The sequence below is a fragment of the Flagellimonas olearia genome, assembly GCF_009184425.1.
Taxonomy (GTDB): domain Bacteria; phylum Bacteroidota; class Bacteroidia; order Flavobacteriales; family Flavobacteriaceae; genus Flagellimonas; species Flagellimonas olearia.
The window spans coordinates 2,029,645-2,043,527 of sequence record NZ_WELG01000001.1 but is presented as its reverse complement, the minus strand read 5'-3'; the positions used below and the strand labels follow the sequence as shown (position 1 = coordinate 2,043,527).

The 13,883-nt window shown below is 43.5% G+C and carries 12 protein-coding genes; 7 read left to right on the top strand and 5 right to left on the bottom strand.

The genetic code is table 11. The features are described 5' to 3' along the window. Window positions 1-2 precede the first annotated feature (2 nt). A complete protein-coding gene (locus F8C76_RS09040) occupies window positions 3-452 on the bottom strand; it encodes a DUF1569 domain-containing protein (protein WP_152131361.1) in 450 nt (149 codons plus the stop codon). A gap of 53 nt (window positions 453-505) precedes the next feature. On the opposite strand from F8C76_RS09040, the gene radC reads away from it, so the two are divergent. From radC to F8C76_RS09010, 6 genes are read left to right on the top strand one after another with little or no spacing between them, the layout of a single operon-like run. After that, complete coding sequence (gene radC / locus F8C76_RS09035) at window positions 506-1,204, top strand: RadC family protein (protein ID WP_152131360.1); 699 nt, start codon at window positions 506-508, stop codon at window positions 1,202-1,204. Window positions 1,205-1,216: 12 nt separating this feature from the next. Beyond that, window positions 1,217-2,512, top strand: a complete 1,296-nt coding sequence (locus F8C76_RS09030; protein ID WP_152131359.1) for a polysaccharide deacetylase family protein — start codon at window positions 1,217-1,219, stop codon at window positions 2,510-2,512. Continuing rightward, a complete protein-coding gene (locus F8C76_RS09025; protein ID WP_152131358.1) occupies window positions 2,505-3,194 on the top strand; it encodes a YjjG family noncanonical pyrimidine nucleotidase in 690 nt (229 codons plus the stop codon). The genes F8C76_RS09030 and F8C76_RS09025 overlap by 8 nt, the downstream gene beginning before the upstream one ends. A 56-nt stretch (window positions 3,195-3,250) precedes the next feature. After that, complete coding sequence (locus F8C76_RS09020) at window positions 3,251-3,805, top strand: hypothetical protein (protein WP_152131357.1); 555 nt, start codon at window positions 3,251-3,253, stop codon at window positions 3,803-3,805. After that, window positions 3,802-5,262, top strand: coding sequence for a DUF5723 family protein (locus tag F8C76_RS09015; protein WP_152131356.1), 1,461 nt, complete (start codon window positions 3,802-3,804; stop codon window positions 5,260-5,262). The genes F8C76_RS09020 and F8C76_RS09015 overlap by 4 nt, the downstream gene beginning before the upstream one ends. 13 nt (window positions 5,263-5,275) lie before the next feature. Continuing rightward, window positions 5,276-6,124 carry a hypothetical protein gene (locus tag F8C76_RS09010; RefSeq protein ID WP_152131355.1) on the top strand — a complete coding sequence of 283 codons (849 nt, stop codon included), beginning with the start codon at window positions 5,276-5,278 and terminating at the stop codon, window positions 6,122-6,124. Here F8C76_RS09010 and F8C76_RS09005 read toward each other — a convergent pair. Continuing rightward, the gene (locus tag F8C76_RS09005; RefSeq protein WP_152131354.1) at window positions 6,121-7,398 is read right to left on the bottom strand and encodes a replication-associated recombination protein A; all 1,278 of its coding nucleotides are present in this window, start codon (window positions 7,396-7,398) and stop codon (window positions 6,121-6,123) included. The genes F8C76_RS09010 and F8C76_RS09005 overlap by 4 nt on opposite strands. A gap of 122 nt (window positions 7,399-7,520) precedes the next feature. On the opposite strand from F8C76_RS09005, the gene F8C76_RS09000 reads away from it, so the two are divergent. Then, on the top strand, window positions 7,521-8,243 hold the full coding sequence (locus tag F8C76_RS09000; protein ID WP_129653255.1) for a rhomboid family intramembrane serine protease: 723 nt from the start codon (window positions 7,521-7,523) through the stop codon (window positions 8,241-8,243). 2 nt (window positions 8,244-8,245) lie between these two features. Here the strand turns inward: F8C76_RS09000 and rlmB are convergent, their stop codons facing one another. The 3 genes from rlmB to F8C76_RS08985 all read right to left on the bottom strand — a co-directional run bounded on the left by rlmB (window position 8,246) and on the right by F8C76_RS08985 (window position 13,860). Next, window positions 8,246-8,977: a 23S rRNA (guanosine(2251)-2'-O)-methyltransferase RlmB gene (gene rlmB, locus F8C76_RS08995; RefSeq protein ID WP_152131353.1), complete on the bottom strand. Its 732-nt coding sequence runs from the start codon at window positions 8,975-8,977 to the stop codon at window positions 8,246-8,248. Between the two features lie 25 nt (window positions 8,978-9,002). Continuing rightward, window positions 9,003-12,332, bottom strand: coding sequence for a VCBS repeat-containing protein (locus F8C76_RS08990; RefSeq protein ID WP_152131352.1), 3,330 nt, complete (start codon window positions 12,330-12,332; stop codon window positions 9,003-9,005). A gap of 178 nt (window positions 12,333-12,510) precedes the next feature. Then, window positions 12,511-13,860 (bottom strand): aryl-sulfate sulfotransferase, encoded by a 1,350-nt coding sequence (locus tag F8C76_RS08985; RefSeq protein ID WP_152131351.1) that lies wholly within the window; start codon window positions 13,858-13,860, stop codon window positions 12,511-12,513. Window positions 13,861-13,883 lie beyond the last annotated feature (23 nt).

Genomic DNA, 13,883 nt, shown 5'->3' with positions numbered 1-13,883 from the left:
GATTAAACCCCAAATTGCCTTAAATGGTGGTCCAGATGCTTGTACTGTATTTGTCCCCATTGATCGTAAGTGAGGTCGCCAAAAGCGGGGTGGGGTCCCCGGTCCCTAATATGTCGCTCCCCATAAAAATCATTGATAAGGGTAACCAGGGCTTGTTTTTCCTTTGGAAAATCTTTTCCGTCCTTGACCCTAAACCCCGGCGCAGTAGGTAAATTGTGCTTCCAAGGTTTGTCATTGTACATGCTCTTTTTAAAAACTTTGAACATGATTCTCATAAAAGGATTGGGTTTTTTTATTGTAAGTTTGCCCAAAGCCACCTTTAGGGGAAACTGACAATGGTAAAGCATTTGTCCAACCTCCATCTTGCCCCATTGCCTCTGGGTGGATTCCGAAAGTTTATCAATTCGGGAAAGGATTTCAACATGGGCCTCAGTGTTGAACAAAGATTTCATAGGATAAGATTTACTACGAAAATTACATAAATTTAATCTCCTATCTTTAGAGGATGCAAGAAAAATTGGTTTCCTTTTCGATCAAAAATTGGGCAGATGACGATAAGCCTAGGGAAAAACTGCGGCATAAAGGTAGTTTTGTCCTGTCCGATGCCGAATTGATCGCAATTCTCATTGGTTCAGGGAATAGGGGCGAGAGTGCCGTGGAGCTGTCCAAACGTATATTGGCTTCCGTGGATCACAATTTAGGTGAGATGGGGAAACTATCAGTGAACCAATTGATGAAGTTCAAGGGCATCGGGGAAGCCAAGGCTGTTACCATAGCTGCGGCTTTGGAAGTAGGGAGGCGCAGACGAATGCAAGATACCGGAAAAATCACCAAGATATCCGGGAGCAGGGATGCTTTTGAGCTTTTGTATCCGATCATGGGAGAGTTGCAACATGAGGAGTTCTGGATCGTATACCTCAACAATTCCAATAAGGTTATCCATAAGTCCCAGTTGAGCAAAGGAGGTATTACAGGGACTTTGGTAGATGTGAGATTGGTTTTGAAACAGGCCTTGGAGTTGGGTGCCGTGGGGATAATTTTGGCCCATAACCACCCCTCCGGAACCTTGAAACCCAGCGCCTCGGACAAACATATTACTGAGAAACTGAAGCATGCTTCGGAGGCTTTGGACATAAAAGTATTGGACCATTTGATTTTGACACGACACGATTATTTGAGTTTTGCCGATCAAGGCATGTTATGATTATCGCCACTTATGCTATTGATATTTACCCATAAGATTACCAATCGACTTACGTATACCGCCCGTCAGCTTTTCGAGAAGATATTGGGTGTGGAAATTTCGTTCACCACAAGGGTAGAGGACTTTATCAAACATTCAGGGCCTAAAATGACCTATTCCAAGCAGCCTTTGCAGAACGAGTTTTTTATTCGAAGTAATGATCTTTTGTTTGAACAAGGCATCAATGACCTGGAAATTAAAGTGGGTGATTGGGACGGTGTTCCCTGTTTTTTTATGAGTGGAGAGAAAAGCTCTATCCCTTATGATATTTTTTCAGCAAGCTTTTTCCTTTTGAGCCGGTATGAAGAATATCTGCCCCATGTGAAGGATAGCGTAGGAAGGTTTCCGGTAAAGGAAAGCTTGGCGTACCAGAACAATTTTCTGCAACTCCCCGTAGTGGATATATGGGCTTATAAACTTTTGGATGCCCTTAAGGAACGGTTTCCGGATATGGAAGTTGGGCAAAGGGAGTGCAGTTTTACATCGATCATTAACGTTACCACCTCGCACTGTTATGCCATGCGTGGGTTTATGAGAAGTCTGGGAGGTTTTTTACTTGATTTGGGCAATTTTAAGTTAAGGGATGTCGCAAAGCGATTTTCGGTCTTGTTGGGCTTCAGCAAAGATCCCTATGACAATTTTTACGAATTGGTGGACATCCATAAAAAGCTGCCCATTAAAACCATGTTCTTTTTTCAGTTTGCAAAGCACTCCGCCCATGACAAGAACATATCCCCCAACAACAATAAGTTTCGATATCTTATAAAATCAGTGGCGGATTATAGTGTGGTCTCCCTAAGTACATCGTTTTTGTCCTCAACGGACAAGTCGGTATTGAAAGAGGAAAAAAAACAATTGGGCAATCTCATTAATAGGCCCATCAATTATGCCAGACTTAGGTATAACAGGGTAAGCGTGCCCACCACGTATCGGAATTTGGTGGAAACGGAGTTTACGGATGATTTTTCCATGGGGTATACCCATGAAATAGGGTTTAGGGCCGGTACCTGTACCCCTTTCCATTTTTATGATATCAACATGGAGGTGCGACAACCTTTAAAGGTGCATCCTTTTACGGTCCATGATTATGCATTGACAAATTATAGGAATAAAGAGGAGATATTCGCAAAAATGGACAACGTATATAGATGGATAAAGCAAGTAAATGGGAATATGACCATTATTTTCTCCAATGAGCTTTTGGGCAGCAACCATAAGATTGATTGGATGGAGCTATATCAATCGTTTCTGAAGAGATATTATGTTTGAGCACAGGATTACCGATGTTTTTTTCGATCTGGACCACACGCTGTGGGACTTTGAAAGGAATTCTGCCCTTACTTTCGAGAGGATTTTTAAAGAGAATGGGGTTTCTGTGGAATTGGATGACTTTTTGAGGATTTACGCTCCCATCAACCTTGAATATTGGAAACTCTATCGGGAGAATAGGATTGATGAGTCAGAACTCCGATTTCAGAGATTAAGGCGCACGTTCGATACTATGGCGGCTACAATACCGGATAAGCTTATCTATGAACTGGCCCATGAATATATAGCACATCTGTCTTCATTTACCCATCTAATGCCCAATGCTAGGCAGGTATTGGAATATCTTGAACCCAAGTACCGACTGCATATCATCACCAATGGTTTTCAGGAAGTGCAGGAAAAAAAGCTCAAGGGAAGTAACATCCATCATTTTTTTGGTCATGTGGTCAACTCTGAGATGGCCGGTGTAAAAAAACCGGATCCCTACATTTTTAAGCTGGCATTGGACAGGGCGAAAGTAGAAGCCAAGCACACCTTAATGATCGGGGATAGCCTTGAAGCGGATATTATTGGTGCCAAAACAGTTAAGATGCAGGCGCTTCACTTTAATTCCAACAAAGAACCAGGTCACGACCACTGCAAAACAATTAACAATCTCATTGAAATAAAAAGCATTTTATAGAGTTAACATAGGGTACGGCATGCCCCATGGTTTCACTTGAAAATGAATTTTAATCTATGAAAGGATTATTTTGCCGTTTGTTGGTGGCACTCATTTTTTTCTCATTCCTGCTCAATTCATGTTCCGAGAAACAGGATTTTGATCAGTTCGAAGACCTTTCCATAACCCCTACCTTGGCTTCGGGTATTTTTTATCTGGAATCGGATGAGGCAACCATTAACGCTGCAGGTGATGTTGGGGTTTTTTATGCACAGACGGTAAATTTCGACGCCTTCAATGAAGAGTTTGTTGCCGAACGACTTTTGGAAGGGACCATCCATTATGAGCTTGAGAACACTACCAGCAAAAGGTTGGGAATTACCATAGAGTTTTTGGATGAAGACGGTAATGTTTTGGACGTTGAGTCCTTTACCGTGGAACCCAACATGCCTGAAGTTTTTACCCGGGATGTATTTTATGGGCCAGGAGGAAAGAGCATCGATATCTTGACAACAACGTCAAGTCTACGGATAAGAGGGGGGAATCTAAGTGACAGTACCAGTGTTTCTTCAACTTCAGACCCCAAAGTAAAGCTAAGCTCTGGAGCTGAATTTTTATTCCGATTAAAATGAGGAAAGGAATCAGGCTCATTTTTGTTGTTTGGTTAGGAATGCATGCGCTTTGTGCGCAAAATAAACAGTTGCTGTACGATTTCAATGAGATTCCACAGGCACTTATGCTAAACCCGGGGGTAAAGACTTCGGAAAAATGGCATGTGGGAATACCACTACTGTCGGGCCTCTCTTTTCAGGCCGGAACAAGTGGCGTTACCGTAAACGATTTGTTCGCAGATGACGGAATTGACTTCACCACAAAGGTTCGGGAGCGTGTGTTGGATGCAATGACACGTAAAGACGATTTTAGTACCACCAGCCAGGTAGAAGGATTTTATGTTGGATTTAGGGGTCGAAACAGGCCTGATGACTATTATTCCTTTGGAATGTACGGGGAGACCGACATCATTGTCTATTGGCCCAAAGATTTGGCCTTACTTGCTTTTGAAGGTAATGGAGGTGCCAATATTGGCAGGAGTTTTGACCTTGGGGACCTTAGCCTACGGGGTGAAATGGTGAACGTTTTTCATTTTGGGGTCAATAGGAAAATAAGCAACGACCTTACCGTTGGGGCACGGGCCAAACTGTATTCCAGTGTTTTTCAATTTCAATCCATACACAACGCGGGTTCTTTTAGGACCAGCCCTGGACAGAACAATGTTTATGTGAGCAGTATGGTTGCCGATATGGAGCTACAGACCGCCGGGGTCAAGGGTTTTTATGATATTTTGGACGAAGATACGTCCACCACTACCAAAGACTTGACCAGTCTTTTTACCAAAAGGGTCTTATTGGGGGGTAATCTGGGCCTTGGGTTCGATGCAGGTTTCAGCTATAATTTAAACCCCCAAACCACCATTACCGCAAGTATCCTTGATGTTGGGTTTATCTACAATTCAAAAGATATCCAGAACTATACCCTTCGCGGAAATGCCAGTACAGAAGGAATCACGGTATTCTTACCTGAGGATATCAATGATGTCAACAATGATTTGTGGCAGGAATTGGTGGACGATATAGAAGAATCCCTTCCTTATGAAGAAAACAGTTCGGGGTACATATCCTTGAGACCGGTAAAGGTTTATGGATCCATCCGATATGATTTTGGAGAAGAAAATGGACGCTCCCTCGAAAACTGTGGTTGTGGGGTCAATATGGAAAGGGGAGGTGGAATGTCCGGTATTTACAGAAATAGTGTTGGAGGGCAGCTGTTCTTAATGAAAAGGCCCAGGGGTATTCAGCCTGCCCTGACCGGTTTTTATCAAAAAAGGTTGGGAAGAACCTTGTCTTTGAAGACCACCTATACGGTTGACAAATATTCATGGACCAATATAGGGTTGGGGCTCAACCTTCAAGCTGGGCCGGTTAACTTTTATGTATTGGGCGACAATCTTTTGAGCTATAGGAATGTTGCTGATAGCCATTATGCTTCTTTACAGTTCGGATTTAATATCATATCTTGGAACGATAATTGAGCATACACACTATATGAAATCTAAACTATTGTACATATTGGTGTTTGTCCTTGGGGCAAGCAATTTGGTGAACGGACAATTGAACGACTATAAATACATTATAGTCCCGAAGAGATTTGAGGGATTTAAGTCCCAAAATCAATACCAGACCAGTACCATTGTAAAGCATCTTTTTACCAAAAAGGGGTTTACTGCGGTATATGATGATGCACTGCCTGAAGATTTGGCCAACAATAGATGTCTGGGATTAACGGCCAGTTTGGTTGATGAATCCCCCATGTTTTCAACCAAAGTAAGCGTAGCGTTGATAGATTGCCAAGCTAAAGAAGTCTATAGGACCATGCAAGGTGTAAGTAGAATAAAGGAGTACCTGCCGGCTTACAGGGAGGCGTTGGAAAAAGCCTTTGTTTCATTGGATGGAATGGACTATAAGTATGTGCCCAAAAAAGATGGCCTAAAAGAAGAAGTACAGGAAAAGCCCATTACGGTAAGTTATAGAAACGATGTCCAAAATTTGGATGAACCCGTACAAACCAAAGTGGTTCAGCAAGAAGCTACACCTGAAAACCAGAGCTATAAAAGCTTGGAGCCCAAACCCTCGGATATGGTAAAGGCAGAAGAAAAAGTGAAGGCAGAACCACTCGCCTCCGAAGTGTTGTATGCCCAACCTACAGCTAATGGGTATCAACTGGTGGACAGTACCCCTAAAGTGGTCTTGAAGCTTGAGGAAACATCCATTGAGAATGTCTTTTTAACCGATTATGCCGGCAATGCCGTAGTCTTTCAAAAGGACGGGAAATGGTTTCTGGAGTACTCGGAAAATGGGGAAAAGAAGCTAAAGGAGCTCAACATCAAGTTTTAAAACCCGTATTTGTCCTTCCAACGTTTTTTTAAAAACTCCCGCATGGCATTTTCCCTTGGATTATTGCCGGGTTGGTAGAAAGGGGTTCCCTTGATTTCATCGGGTAGAAACTCATGGTCTACAAAGTTGTTTTCGTGATTGTGGGCATAATCGTATCCCTTTCCGTATCCTAAGTCCTTCATAAGTTTGGTGGGTGCGTTTCGGATGGCCATGGGAACTGACAGGTCGCCCGTTTCCCGCACTTTCTGTTGTGCAAGGTTGATGGCCATATAGCTGGAATTGCTTTTTGGGGAACTAGCCAGATAAGTGGCGCACTGGCTCAAGATGATTCGAGCTTCGGGATGCCCAATGGTATTTACGGCCTGAAACGTGGTATTGGCCATAACAAGGGCGGTTGGGTTGGCATTTCCAATGTCTTCCGAAGCTAAAATGACCATTCTTCGGGCAATGAACTTTACATCCTCGCCCCCCTCGATCATACGGGCCAGCCAATAAACTGCAGCATTGGGGTCGCTCCCTCGGATAGACTTTATGAATGCCGAAATGATATCGTAATGCTGTTCTCCGGTTTTATCATAAAGAACCGTGTTCTTTTGGACCTTGTTCAATACAGATTCGTTGGTAATGGTCACTTCCTTTCCCATTTCCGAATTGACGATCAACTCAAAAATGTTCAAAAGTTTTCTGCCATCACCTCCTGAAAGCCGCAACAGGGCTTCGGTCTCTTTCAGTTGGATTTTTTTGTTCTTTAAGGAGGCGTCAGTTTTCATGGCGCGTTCCAAAAGGGCTTCCAAATCTTCTTTACCAAAGGGATTCAATACATAGACCTGACACCGGGACAAAAGGGCGGGGATTACTTCAAAACTTGGGTTTTCTGTTGTGGCGCCAATCAGGGTGACCCAACCTTTTTCAACGGCACCCAACAAGGAGTCCTGTTGTGATTTGCTAAAACGATGGATCTCATCAATAAACAAAATGGGGTTCTTGGAAGTGAACAATCCACCGCTCTGTTTGGCTTTTTCAATGACTTCCCGCACATCCTTTACACCACTGCTTATCGCACTCAGGGTGTAGAACGGTCTTTGACTTTCATGGGCAATGATATTGGCAAGCGTAGTCTTTCCCGTTCCCGGAGGACCCCAAAAAATCAATGAGGGGATAACACCGTTCTTGATTTGGTTGGTCAATGAGCCATGGGGACCTATCAAATGTTGTTGACTGATGTAATCCTCCAAGGTTTTTGGACGTATGCGTTCTGCCAAGGGTTCGTTCATAACGGTAAAAATAAAACAAATTTAGAGGGAAGCGATGCTTCTTTGGGGCTGTACTTTTTTTGGAAACATGACAATTTGTGTAATTTCAACGGTATGGTCGGAAATTTGATTTTAGCATTTGCATGAAAACGAACGAACATTTCAGGTTTTCGGATGGGGTGCTGCTGGCTCCATTGGTGGCAGTGCTCTCCATTTGGATCGTGTTTTGGATTGAAATCCAATACGGGGTCAATTTTAACGACTATGGCATATACCCTAGAACACTGGAAGGGTTAAGGGGAGTTGTATTGAGTCCCTTTATCCATGGGTCGGTGGAACATCTTTATAACAATACCTTGCCCTTGGCCATCTTAACGGCATTTCTCTTTTATTTTTACCAGAGGGCCGCCTTGAAGGTGTTGGTTTTGGGAATCCTTGTTTCAGGACTGCTGACATGGATTATCGCAAGGCCATCGTACCATATTGGGGCAAGTGGGGTCATTTATGTTTTGGCGAGTTTTATTTTCTTCAAGGGAATTTTCGCGAAACATTTTCGGTTGGTGGCGCTTTCCTTGGTGGTGGTTTTTATCTATGGGAGTATGATTTGGTATATTTTTCCTGTCAAGGATAATATTTCTTGGGAAGGACATTTGGCAGGATTTCTAACGGGGCTATTGTTGGCATTGACCATACGGGTAAAGGTTCCCCTTGAAAAAAAGTACGATTGGGAAAGGGAGGATTATCGTGAAGAGAACGACCCGTTCCTACAGCATTTTGATGAAGATGGGAATTTCATCGAACAGAAGGAGGAGCCCGATGAACCAATCAAAATAAAGTATCACTACAAAAAGGACGGGGAAGCGTAAGGTTACGATTTTCTTTGTCGCACCACTTCGTACAAAAACACCCCACAGGCCACAGAGACATTTAAGGAACCAATGCTCCCCAAAAGAGGCAGTTTCGCTTTATGATCCACCATGCTAAGGATGGAGGGGGAAATACCCTTGTCCTCGGAGCCCATAATGATTGCGGTGGGTTGGTTAAAATCCACAGCGTAGATTTCGTCCTCGGTCTTCTCTGTAGCGGCTACCACCTGTATATTGGAAGATTGCAGATAGAACAACGCATCCTTTAAATGGTCTACTTTGGCAATGGGCACGGTAAAAGCAGCTCCGGCCGAAGTTTTCACCGTGTCGTCCGTAATGGGTGCCGCTCCATTTTTGGGTACAATGATACCGTGTACCCCACAGCATTCCGCGGTCCGGATAATGGCCCCAAAATTTCGCACATCGGAGACCTGGTCCAAGAGCAGGAAAAAAGGCTTTTCTTCTTGGGCAAGGATGTTTTCAACCAGCGTTTCAAATACATGGAACTTGACAGGGGAAATCTGGGCGACCACTCCTTGGTGATTGTTCCGGGTAAGGCGGTTGAGCTTTTCAATGGGGACATAGGAGGTACTGATGCCATTTTTTCGGATGGTCGTCTCCAATTCCTTGAAAAGTTCACCTTTAAGCCCCTTTTGGATGAATATCTTATTTATGGGCTGTTCTGCGCCTATAGCTTCCAGGACTGCCCTTATGCCGTAAATTTGGTCACTCATGTTAGTATCTCAAAGTGCAAATATATCAAGAAGAGATCTTGTGAATGCCCATAGGACCATTATTTGTTGTGTTCAATAGGAAAGTTCCCTGGTTTGTGGTGATCCATTCAATACTTTTTACATTACCGTTCATGAAAAGCCCGGAGTTTTGATAGGGCACACTGATGTACCCATCTTTTCCATTTGAAAGGAGAATTACCCCGGAGAGGGCATCCAATCTTGGGGTTTCAACCTCGGTCTCATAGATGTTACCCGCGGCAATGATATCCTCAAAACCGTCATGGTTCACATCCGTCACCACGACATCCAAGATGGGGAACGTTTGTGCGGCCACGGGAAGGGCATGTTTTTCAAAAACAAGATTACCTTTATTGATCAGCACCATGGACCTAAGTTCGGTGACACTGTTTTCATAGGAAGTTTTTAGTTTATCGCCGTAAATGTCTACCAAGCTGGCATTGGCAAATTCAGAGTAGGTTTCAAATTTTTCCTTGATAAAGGGCATTTGTTGCGAAGAACATTCCCTTCCCCGAACGGGGACGTAGGTGCCATGGTATTTTTTGCTCAGAACAATGTCATTGGTGCCATTTTCATCAAAATCCGTGGCATATACTTTAAAGGGTTTTTCTTCCGATGCCTTGAACTTGATGTTCAGCCCTACATTCCCAAGGATATAATCCTTGAGCCCATCATGGTTTACGTCGGTTTCGGTCACGGAGAACCACCATCCTTTTTCACTTAGGGGGACATTTTCTTTCCCTATATTTTTAAAGATTCCTTTCTGATTAAGGAATACTCCGATTCCAGTCCATTCGCCCACGGCGATGAAATCTGGCCAGCCATCGTTGTTGATGTCCGTGGTCTGTAAATCGTTGACGATACCAAAATCCAAAAATTCAGGAGCTACTTTTTCAGTGACGTCCACTAGTTTACCACCAATGTTTTCGTAAAGCACGGAGGTTTGGGGTTTGGGGTATTGTTTGGGTACCACACGGTTCCCCACCAAAATATCATTGTCCCCATCCTTGTCAAAATCGATGATGGCCACCGATTTACCATTTTTAGGGAGCTGGGAGAGCACATCGCTTTGCGCTCGGGAAAACTGACCCTGACCATTGTTGAGGTAGATACGGTCTGTATGGTACGAAGAGTTTTCGGCAAATTCGTTGCCTCCGCTCACTACGTAGAGGTCCATGTCCCCATCTCCATCAAAGTCAAAGAAAACCGACTCCATATCCTCAAATTGGGCATCGTTGACAAGGGCGGGGGAGTTGATCTTGGAAAACCCGTTGTTGGATTGCACATATAACTGCCCAGATTGCCCAGAGGCGCCCCCTACGAAGATATCTTCCAAACCGTCACCGTTGATATCGCCCTTGGCCAAAAAGGGTCCTATATTGGATTGTTTGTAGGGTAAGAGGATTTCTTCCTCAAAATCGTCGTATACATTTTCTTGGTGTACAAAATCCAGTCCCCTGATTTGACTTGGGGCAAAGTACTTCATTTTTTCATGCGTGGGTTGGATGCGTTCTGCGGCGTCTGCTTTGGTAAAGGTTAATGTGGTGTTGGCCGGTACATTGAGTCTTTGTTCCATCATGCCCGATTTCCAGTAAACGGTAACGGTGTCCACGGTTTGATTCTGGTCCAGACCAAAGAGTGCACTGTTCTCTTGGGCCGAACGATACCCCCGTACCCTTTTTATTTCAATCATTTGGGACTGATTGCCCACGCTGATTTTTACCTTGGCAAATTCTTCGGAAGTATCTCCTTTGGCAATTACCTTTAAAAAATTGCCCAATTCCTTTTCCACGGAGAGATTTTGATACACAAAGGCTTCTTGATCCATATTGTTGATGATGATATCCAGGTCACCATCATTGTCCAAGTCCCCAGAGGTCGCCCCGTTGCTGAAAGAAAAATCTGCCAAGCCCCAATCTTTGGCCACGTCATCATAAATAAGGTCTGAGGTTCTCTTGTACATGATATTGGGCAGTTTTTCGGAAGGCATGGACTCATAGAGTTGCCGTTTAACTTCCAAAGGCACGTTTTGCCCATATTTTTGTCGCGCTTCAAAGACCTTCATTTGTAGATCATTGTCCAGCGCATACCGACGATACCCGTTGGTAACATGGATTTCTTTGTTTCCGTCAAGGTCAAAATCGTTCATGAGCACGGACCAACTCCAATCCGTGTTGGCCACTCCCGATAATTGCGAAATGTTACTGAACTTGTTTTGGCCCATGTTCTTTTGTAAGGAGTTGTACATATATTGATAGTGGTATCCTGCCTTATTGACCAAATAATCAAACCGTTTGGTGTTCATGGATGCCATCAATGTTTTGGAGCGGACATGGTCGTTGGCCGCCATATCCAATACAAAAATATCTTGAAGGTCATCATTGTCGAGGTCGGCAATATCTATTCCCATACCGTAAAAGGAAATCTGGTCGGTTGCCTCTTTTATTTGGTCGGAAAAGGTGCCGTCATGATTGTTGATGTAAAGGGCATCGGGCAAGTAATAGTCACTTGCCATATAGATGTCCATCCACCCATCCTCATTGATGTCGGCAACAGCAAGGCCCAATCCAAAGATGGGCTTGTTTAGTCCAGCGGCTTTGGTGATATCGGAAAAAGTTCCGCCATCGTTTCGGTACAAATGGGAGGAATTGAAATAGGCGGTCTCCTCATTTGAATTGACATATTGGTTAAAAGAAATTGGATCTAGGCCATAAAGCTCGTTCTCGTTCATGACAAGACAATCAAGGTCACCATCCTTATCCAAATCAAAAAATACGGATTGGGTGCTAATGCCCATGTCCGCGAGGCCATATTCTTCCGCTTTTTCCTCGAAGGTTCCGTCTTGTTGGTTGATGAACAGCAAGTTTTTGCGTTTGTCTCTGGTGTTTGGGCCACCTTGGGACACATAAATGTCCATCCAGCCATCGGTGTTTATGTCTGCAAAGGTTACCCCATTGGACCATACCTTTCCGGCATTGATATTGGCAGGTTCCGAAACATCTTTGAACGTTAGATTGCCTTGATTTAGGTATAGGGTATTATTGACTTGGTTTCCGGAAAAGAACACATCCAGAAGACCGTCATTATTTAAATCTTCCACGCCAACACCGGCTCCATTGTAGAAGTAATCGTAATCGAAAAGATTGCTTAGGCTGCCAACATCGTGGGTAATATTATTGGCAAATGTAATGTGACTGGTATTGGGGTCGACTTTTTGAAATATGGCAATATTTTCTTCTGTAGTGTCCTTGGTCGATGATGCAGAATCATCTTTTTTTTGATCATTGCAAGCGAATGTTAGAACACTTAGAAGAGCTGTTAGTAGGGGTTTGTTCATTTTAAGAAAATTTTAAGTTAATATATCATAAAATTCTCTTAAAAGCCAATGTTATCCCTTTGGATTATATATCAATATGCTGTTGATGGAAATCAGGGCTCCAAATTCAATAAATTTTAATATTCTTTCATCATTTTGCAAAAATCAAAAGAAGGCAGGGTGTGATACTTCTTAGGGTTCAGAGTCCCAAAGCAACAATTGCGGGGTCATCTTTGTCGTAATGATATGCTCTCCAAAAGAAGCCTGCAGTATTGAACTTCCAGACTACCTCACCTGCTTCGGTAACTTCCCAAACGCCAAAATCACCTTCAGTAATCATCCTATTGCCATTGGGAAGCCTCACCATGCCGGATACTTTACCGGAATACAGGTCCGGGTCTGTAAAACTCCAATCCACGGTTGGCTCATTATCGGTATTGGCAAGAAGGTCCAAAGGGTTTGGCAGTACTAATTCATAGGCTGTGGATTGCTGGATGTCATTTCCATTGGAGAACATGGATATTTTTCCCAAGTCATCCCCGGATAGCAGTAGAGGGTGGTGGTTATTGTGAAAGAGACGTTGGCCCATGGGGTTGCCGTAGGCTTCAGGGTTTCCGAAACGATATACCAAATCGCCTCCAACAGCGTAGGTGCCTCCACTGTGGGAAGCAGCTTCCTCTGTTGTGGTGCTGTGGTCTATTACCCAAACCTCGCTATAAAAATTGATGCTTAGGTAGATTAAATCGTTCTCCTCGTCATATTCAATGCCGTTGGCGTGCATAATGTCACCTTCCATGTCCAGTACATAATTAAGATCGATGAGTCTTGGATTGTCTGCAATTGAACCATAGTTGTTTTTGGTATCATCATAATCTTGGACGAGATGGTCCCAAGCATGCCATTCCCAAACGATTTCATCGGTTTCTGGGTCTACCTCTATTATGGCCTCAGGGTAAATATCAATACCAAGACTTGATCCTGCAGTTTCGGCGTCTGCAGCGGCCAATTTCTCCCATACAAGGGTAATCACATTTCCATTGGGAAGCCGTTCAACATCATGGTGGGTAATATGGTCTTCATTGGTATAATCAAAATTCCAAGCCACAGAGTTGTCGGGATTGACCAATTGTAATTTTCCGCCTTGGCCGCCGTACTCTATTTTGGGGTTCTCAGCTTTTAAAATACCCAACAATTGGCCGTTGGGAAGCAGCTCTGTATCATTTCCAATGCCATTTGGCAAATCCCATTCATGTTGGATGATGCCTTGTTTGTCTATCAGATAAGCCCTGTCATTGCCTGCATCATTTATAAGAATGTAGCCATCGTATACCAAGTCCTTGTTTAAAAACTCCACAGTTCCTGCCTGATCTCCGACAGTTGTGGGGTCGTCATCAGTGTTTGGTTCATCGTCTGTTGTTGGCTGGTCATCCGTCGGCGTTTCATTGGACGGATCATTGTCATCGTTAAAGGTGGAATTATCGTTGTTTTCACACGAGCATATGAGAAATACCAGTAAGAAAACTGTAACTATTTGATGGAAACGATTCATAGGAGTTTTTATTAAATATAATC